Source organism: Pleomorphomonas carboxyditropha, assembly GCF_002770725.1.
GTDB classification, from domain to species: Bacteria; Pseudomonadota; Alphaproteobacteria; order Rhizobiales; family Pleomorphomonadaceae; genus Pleomorphomonas; species Pleomorphomonas carboxyditropha.
This window is the reverse complement of sequence record NZ_NQVN01000036.1, coordinates 25,444-32,118: the sequence shown is the minus strand read 5'-3', so window position 1 is coordinate 32,118 and position 6,675 is coordinate 25,444. Positions and strand designations below refer to the sequence as shown.

Annotated in this window: 6 protein-coding genes; 3 read left to right on the top strand and 3 right to left on the bottom strand. The window is 64.3% G+C overall.

From position 1 onward, the window contains the following. Positions 1–2,344: Ti-type conjugative transfer relaxase TraA (traA, locus tag CJ014_RS25820; protein ID WP_100083377.1), on the bottom strand; the 2,344-nt coding region annotated here is incomplete at its 3' end. A gap of 226 nt (positions 2,345–2,570) precedes the next feature. On the opposite strand from traA, the gene CJ014_RS25815 reads away from it, so the two are divergent. From CJ014_RS25815 to CJ014_RS25805, 3 genes are read left to right on the top strand one after another with little or no spacing between them, the layout of a single operon-like run. After that, the gene (locus CJ014_RS25815; RefSeq protein WP_133121951.1) at positions 2,571–2,894 is read left to right on the top strand and encodes a hypothetical protein; all 324 of its coding nucleotides are present in this window, start codon (positions 2,571–2,573) and stop codon (positions 2,892–2,894) included. A gap of 12 nt (positions 2,895–2,906) precedes the next feature. Next, positions 2,907–3,215 (top strand): mobilization protein, encoded by a 309-nt coding sequence (locus CJ014_RS25810; protein ID WP_100083375.1) that lies wholly within the window; start codon positions 2,907–2,909, stop codon positions 3,213–3,215. Next, positions 3,212–4,789 carry a type IV secretory system conjugative DNA transfer family protein gene (locus tag CJ014_RS25805; RefSeq protein ID WP_100083374.1) on the top strand — a complete coding sequence of 526 codons (1,578 nt, stop codon included), beginning with the start codon at positions 3,212–3,214 and terminating at the stop codon, positions 4,787–4,789. Before CJ014_RS25810 ends, CJ014_RS25805 begins: the two co-directional genes overlap by 4 nt. 49 nt (positions 4,790–4,838) lie before the next feature. Here the strand turns inward: CJ014_RS25805 and CJ014_RS25800 are convergent, their stop codons facing one another. Together CJ014_RS25800 and CJ014_RS25795 are read right to left on the bottom strand one after the other, a co-directional pair. Beyond that, the gene (locus CJ014_RS25800; protein WP_165791000.1) at positions 4,839–5,390 is read right to left on the bottom strand and encodes a DUF805 domain-containing protein; all 552 of its coding nucleotides are present in this window, start codon (positions 5,388–5,390) and stop codon (positions 4,839–4,841) included. Positions 5,391–5,416: 26 nt separating this feature from the next. Further along, entirely contained in the window at positions 5,417–5,959 is a 543-nt protein-coding gene (locus CJ014_RS25795; protein WP_100083372.1) for a DUF805 domain-containing protein, read from the bottom strand. Positions 5,960–6,675: the final 716 nt, after the last annotated feature.

The following is a 6,675-nucleotide window of genomic DNA, read 5'->3' as shown; positions in this document are numbered from 1 at the left end:
CGAACTCGTCGCGGGCGACGTGGAGCTGAACGCCCTCCCGGTGCCGGGTCATCGCCACATAGGTGAGGTGCCGGTCCATCGTCCCCGACGCCAGCACATAGGCCCGGTCGACCGTCGCCCCCTGGTTCTTGTGAATCGTCGTCGCATAGCCATGATCGATCGCGTTATAACTATCCGTGGACACAGAAACAGCACGCGCATCCTCCCCTCTGCCGCGCGCTGGGCCGTCGAGCTGGACCACCACCCGACCTGACTCGACGGCTTCCACCGTCCCCAGCATGCCGTTCTTCACCCCGAGGTCGCGGTTGTTCTCCAGGAACACGATCCGGTCACCCTCGGCGAACTCCCGCTTGCCGTCGTTGGTCTGGTAGATCAACGCACGCGGCCGCTCCTGGGCATGTGGCGGCCCGTCCCCGATCCCATCGGACGGGCGGACGCGCGCCAGTTCGCCCCGCTCCTGAAGCGCCGACCGGATCTCCTCGTTGAGCGCCCGCACGTCGGCGCGACGGTGCGCCATGGCAACCCGGGTGCCCTCCGGACGCTGGTCGCGATCGGCAAGGTACGCGCGCACGATTGCCGCCCGCGCCTCTGCCATGTCACCCGCAAGCCGGATCGCTCCGGCCGCGCGATAGGCTGCGAGACCCTCCGCCGTCCGATGCGTGGCGAAAGCAACCGATGCCTCCCGCTGCCAGCTCTCCCGTTGCCGCCGGATGTCGGAGAGTTCGACATGCCCGACCACCTCGGCGATCGCCCGGAACGGAGCGCCGGCGCCGATCGCCTGAAGCTGCTCGTGGTCTCCGACCAGGACGAGCTTCGCCCCGCGCGCCTCCGCCTCCCCGACGAAACGGGCGAGCTGCCGGCTTCCAACCATACCGGCCTCGTCGATCACCAGCACGTCGCCGCGGCCGAGCTGGTGACGCTCGTTCTGCCAACTCCGGTTCCACGACGCCAGCGTCCGCGATGCGATGCCCGAACTCTCTTCCAGTCCCTCGGTCGCCTTGCCAGACAGCGCCGCCCCATGAACAGAATAGCCTTGCGCTTCCCATGCCTCGCGCGCAGCGGCGAGCATGGTGCTCTTACCGGCGCCGGCAAAGCCGACCACCACGGCAATGCCTTCCGGCCCGGTCACATGCCCGATCGCCCGCCGCTGCTCGTCCGAAAGCCGCGCCCCGGCGACCTGCCGACCCCGCTCGGCCGCGTCGATTTCGCCGCTCTCCATCTTCGCGGACAGACCAGCCGCCACGCCCGACCGGATCGCCGCGTCCTGGTGCTCGATCGCCCGGTCCACCCGACGCCGGTCGACGCCATGGCTCCGCGCTTCCGCCATCCGCTCGGCCGCCGCCGCCATGTCGGATTCGATCGCCACCATTTCCCGCGTCGAATAGCGCGCCGCGAGGATCTCACCCGTCTCCGCGTCGGCTCGCTCCGCCTGGAGCTCGACCAGCGCCGGCGACGCCATCACCGAGGCAAGCGCCGTCTGGAACGCCTCAGGATCGTCGATCGCCCGGTGCAGCGCGCGGGCGATGTCGCGCCGGTCGAACACGCTCTTCTCGGTCGTGATGAGACTGAGCACCTGCTCCGGCTTCTCGGCGATCAGTTCGGCATTGCGCCGGCTTGCCTCCTCGTCGAGCCGTCCCCGGGAGACCTCCATCCCCTTGCGCTGCATCTGCGTGGCGTGAACGCCCATATGCTCGGTCGGCTCGATCGACAGCCCCCGCGTCAGGTGCGAGCGATGATCGATCCGCACATCCAGCCCCGCCCGCGCCAAGTGCTCGTTCGCCACCCCCTCCCACGCTTGCCTAAGGTCGCGGATCTGCACGTCGGTCGTGGCGAGGCCCTGCGCCAGTAGCCACTTGTTCTCCCGCTCCAGAAGCGTCTTCTCGCCCAGCCCTTCGACCGTCACCACCCGCGTCGTCATCATCACGTGGGCGTGGGTGTTGCGAACGTCGCTCGCCTCGTGCGGCGCATGGATCGCAAAATCCACCGCCGCCCCGTAACGGCTCGACAGCTCCCGCGCAAAATCCCGGCAGAGCTCCAAGCGCTGTTCGCCCGTCAGCTCGTGCGGCAGGGCGATCTGGAATTCCCGCGCCACGCGCGCGTCCTTGCGCTTCTCGGCGAACTCGGCGGCATTCCACAGCGCCGCCCGGTCCTTCGCCCAATCCGCTGTCACACCGTCCGGAAGCACGATCTCGGAATGCTCCACCCCTTCTTTCCGGGTGAAGTCATGCGTCAGGCCGTCGCGTTCATTGGTCAGCCGTTCGGCAGCGCGATAGGCGGCCGAGGCGACGGCGCTACGGCCACTCGCCCGCGAGACCACCTTGCCGCTGAAATGATAGATCGCCAAACCGACATGCTCCAAGCTGGATGCAGGGTATCAAGCACTGAGTTGCGCAGCAACTCGTAAGTGCGCCCTTCAGAATTCCTGCGCTACGCTTCAGACATTCCTCGGGATGGCGCTTGCACCGGCGTTTGTGAATAGAGGGAATCGTCGCATATGCTGTTGGCGCATCGGCTTCGAGTTTGAAATCATTGAGCTTCGGAATAAGATGGATCGCCCCATGGAGGACAGCATGAAAATCTCGACGCTGACGTTCATCGCCTTCTACTTCAACAGCGCCATCGACACCGGCCGCTATGACGATCTGTCGATCGAAGAAGTTCGCTGGGAAATTCGCTTCGGAACCATCTTCGACTTTCTGGCAAAGAAGCTGGACACCGACATCGACCTTTCGATTCTCGACCCCGAGGCAAAAGTAGAACTTCTGGCTGAATGGCAGGACATGGAAACCGCTATTCCTGCCGGAAAGAAGTTCGGCGTCGAGAACCACGGCCTTCCTCTGCTGATGGCCTACCTGCTCGAAGGCATCCAGCGCCGCGCCAGAGCCCTGAGCTGATCGGAGATCTCCATGCCCCGCAAAACCATCGAGGAACGGCTGGCCCAGCTCGAAGCCCGGAAGAAAGCGCTCAAGGCTCGGTTGAGTAAGCAGGAGCGCACCGAGGACACTCGCCGCAAGGTGCTGCTCGGCGCCTTCGTCCTCCATCGCCTCGAGCACGGCCGCGACGAGATCTCCAGGAACCTCGCCGACTGGCTGCGGCGCGAGCTGCCCGGCTTCCTAACCCGCGACACCGACCGACCGCTGTTCGACGAGCTGCTGAAGGAGAAAGAGCCGGAGAGCGAGACCACGGAATCGGCGCCGGCGGCAAACGGCAAATGAAGATCCTCGACCTCCTCGGCCGGCTGCTCTGGGCGCCGATCTGCGGTCTCGCCGGTGCCCTCCTCGGCATGCTTCTGGCCGGTCTCGTCCTTCTCGCCGACTACATCCTTCATCGCGTCTTCGGATGGCAATACGGCGCAATAGCCAGCGCGATCGACGCCGGCGCCGGCTATCTGCCGCTCGTCCTTGGTGTTGGCGGCTTCCTCGCAGGCCTGTTCCCTCAGAGCCGTCAGAGCTGGTCCGTGTTCGGCTCGGCCAGATGGGCTACCGGAAAAGAAATCGCTGCCCTTGCCAAGGGCGCCGGCGGCCTCATCGTCGGCCGCGATCCCCGGACGAACAAGCTGTTACGCTACGATGGTTCGGCCCATCTCCTCACCATGGCCCCGACCCGCACCGGCAAGGGCGTCGGCACCATCATCCCGAACCTTTTGACCCTCGATCGCTCGGTGATCTGCATTGATCCCAAAGGCGAGAATGCCAGGATCGCCAGCCACGCCCGTGAGCGCTTCGGGCCTGTCCATGTCCTCGATCCCTTCGGCGTCACCGGCCGCAGTTCCGCCGCCTTCAATCCCCTCGACAGGCTCGACCCCGCCGGCCTCGATGTCGCCGAGGATGCCGCAACGCTCGCCGACGCCCTCGTCTTCGACGAACCGGGCATGGCCGGCGAAGCGCACTGGAACGAGGAAGCCAAGGCGCTGATCGCCGGCCTCATCCTGCATGTCGTCGCGACCGAACCGCTCGGCCGCCGGCACCTCGCCACCCTCCGCGAATATCTCACCCTCGCCCCCAAGGCCTTCGCCGCCCTCCTCGAGGCCATGCAGGCGTCGACGGCCGCGAACGGCCTAGTCGCCCGTGCTGCCAACCGCCACCTCGGCAAATCCGATCGCGAAGCCGCCGGCGTCCTCTCCGCCGCTCAGCGCCACACCCATTTCCTCGATTCCCCGCGCATGTATCGCGTGCTCGACGACAGCTTCTTCTCCTTCGCCGATCTCAAGCACCACACGGCCACCGTCTTCCTCGTCCTGCCGCCCGATCGCCTCGCCACCTATTCAAGGTGGCTGCGCCTCCTCGTATCCCAGAGCCTCATGGACATGGCCCGCGATCCGGCGAAGCCGGCCGCCCCCGTCCTCTATCTTCTCGACGAGTTCGCCGCCCTCGGCCACCTCGAGCCGGTCGAGCGCGCCATGGGCCTGATGGCCGGCTACGGCGTCCAGCTCTGGCCCATCCTCCAGGATCTCCACCAGCTGCGCGCCACCTACGGACAGAAGGCCGGAACCTTCCTCTCCAACGCCGGCCTGCTGCAGCTGTTTGGTGTCAACGACGTCGACACGGCTGAGTGGATCGCCCGCACCATCGGCAAGACCGATGCCTGGTACACCACCGACGCCTGGAGCAAGGGCGAAACCTCCACCAGCCAGCACGTCTCGGCCCGCGATCTCGTCAACCCCGATGAGATCATGCGCCTGCCGCAGACGAGCATGATCCTGCTCCAACAGGGACAACGACCGGCCGTGGTCGAAAAACTCCGATACTTTGCAGATCCTGAGTTCAAGGGAATGTTCGAGACACCGTGACGGCTTCGAGCATCTACCAGACGCCAAGCGCCGCGCGCTGGCTTAGCGCCTACCGGCCACCGAGCCCCCGCCGCCCGAACTGAAGCCGCGACGGAACCGTACGCGCCGGACCTGTAAGGCGCTCAACGACCTCTGACGACGACGCGCTAGGGACGTAAGGATCAGGGGCCGTCCGCTGACCATGCCAACCGCGATCATCACCGGAAGAGTGGCGAAACAGGGGCTCGGGCACCGGGCCGTAGCGATTGGTGCTAGACGTGCCGGGAAGACAGCCAAGTTCAATCAGGAGCCAAGTCGGACCGGCGATGGGCACGAGAACGATCAGGAAGCGCCAGAGCGAATGGTCGCGATCATGGAAGCGCTTGGCGCATAGCGCGAAATTGACCACCACGAGCACGACGGCAAACAGCGATCCGATAACCAGAACGATTGTCAGGCCGCCGGGGCCATGGACAATCATTCCGGCATCGGTAGCCTCAACGAAAGCGATGACGCTCACCACCAAGACATACCAGCCGAAGAGCTGGGCCAACCCCCCGAGCCAATAGGCCAGCCGGCCGATCCGACCGCGAAAACCGAAGAGAAGCCAGGCCACGCTCACAATGATACTTCCCCACGTTCAGCGGGTCAGGTCAGGCCCCGGCGGCCGAACGTCGGGCGGCTATTTGGCAGCGATCGCTGCGGACCGGAGACGCGCTCAACCACCGCTGGTGCCTGCGAATAGGCAGTTTCGCGCGCCTGCTTCTCCTGCCAGCGCCTGACAACGGCACCGGCGTCGAAGTCGGAATCGTCGGTGTAAGCCATCGAGCCCGGAGGGCTTCCAAAGCGGTTGATCCCCTGCGATCCGGCGAGAAAGCCAAGCTCGATAAACATCCATAGTGGTCCAATGATCGGAATGAAGATGACCAAGTACCAGAGCAGAGACTTGTCGCGGTCGTGTAGACGCTTGGCAACGATGGCGAGATTCATGACTGTGAGCAGGATCAGAAACAGCAGAAATAGAAATAGCAGCGTTGCCAGAGAAACGCCGCTCATACCAGCAGAGCGACCAAGTGTCGCTACGAAGGCAATGGGGGCAAGACCTATGACGGTCGAGAGCAGGCATCCCAACCAGTAGGACAAGCGGCCAATCCGGCCATCGAAATTGAAAAGAAGCCACAGAAAATTCATTTGGACAGGTCCTCTTCCGAGAAACTGTAACTATTCTTATCCAAGTTGTATCTAAATTGCCGTTACACCCTGTCCACGCACACGCGAACGCAACAAAAAAATGCGATCTTGGTTGAGAATCTATTCATAGCGGTCAGCGCATTCGAACCATTTTTGACGTAACAAAACAACGAAGATGATCTTGCTCAAGCAGGGACAGTGACCCGTCTTCGTCAAAAACTCCGCTACTTTGCAGATCTCGAGTTGCCCGACTTCCCTTGCCCTGCCCTAGCAACACGCTGTTTGATAACGCCGCCGCCGCTGATCACCCGAACCCCGTCCGCGTCACATGCGGATGGACGACTGCCGCCCTCGAAAGGAACCCCGCCACATGCGAAGCCCCAAGCCCTACATTGTCGAGCGCAAAACCCGACGCCGCACCACGCCGGACAGCGCCTCAGCCTCGATCTGGGGCAACCTTGATCTCGGCGCGGTCCTCAACGACGCCGACGACCAGGCCCCCGGCCCCGCTGCGAAGGCACCCCCCGATCGCCGGCGGGCAACGCTCTCGCTCCGACCCAAGCCGAAATCTTGACCGATAGCGCCCTCGACCATCTGCTCCCACGTAAGCGCCGCGAGATGGAATGGGTCAAGCTGTCGTAGAATAAGCGGCTAAGGCCATTTCTGCGATCCGTCCGGACAAGGGAGGATTGCAACCGTGCACCTGTGCATGTGTG

What these genes read in the sequence shown, in the direction of transcription:
- CJ014_RS25815 (WP_133121951.1), top strand. Translation starts at nt 2,571, where the DNA reads ATGAAAATCTCGACGCTGACGTTCATCGCCTTCTACTTCAACAGCGCC.
- CJ014_RS25810 (WP_100083375.1), top strand. Translation starts at nt 2,907, where the DNA reads ATGCCCCGCAAAACCATCGAGGAACGGCTGGCCCAGCTCGAAGCCCGG.
- CJ014_RS25805 (WP_100083374.1), top strand. Translation starts at nt 3,212, where the DNA reads ATGAAGATCCTCGACCTCCTCGGCCGGCTGCTCTGGGCGCCGATCTGC.
- CJ014_RS25795 (WP_100083372.1), bottom strand. Translation starts at nt 5,959, where the DNA reads ATGAATTTTCTGTGGCTTCTTTTCAATTTCGATGGCCGGATTGGCCGC.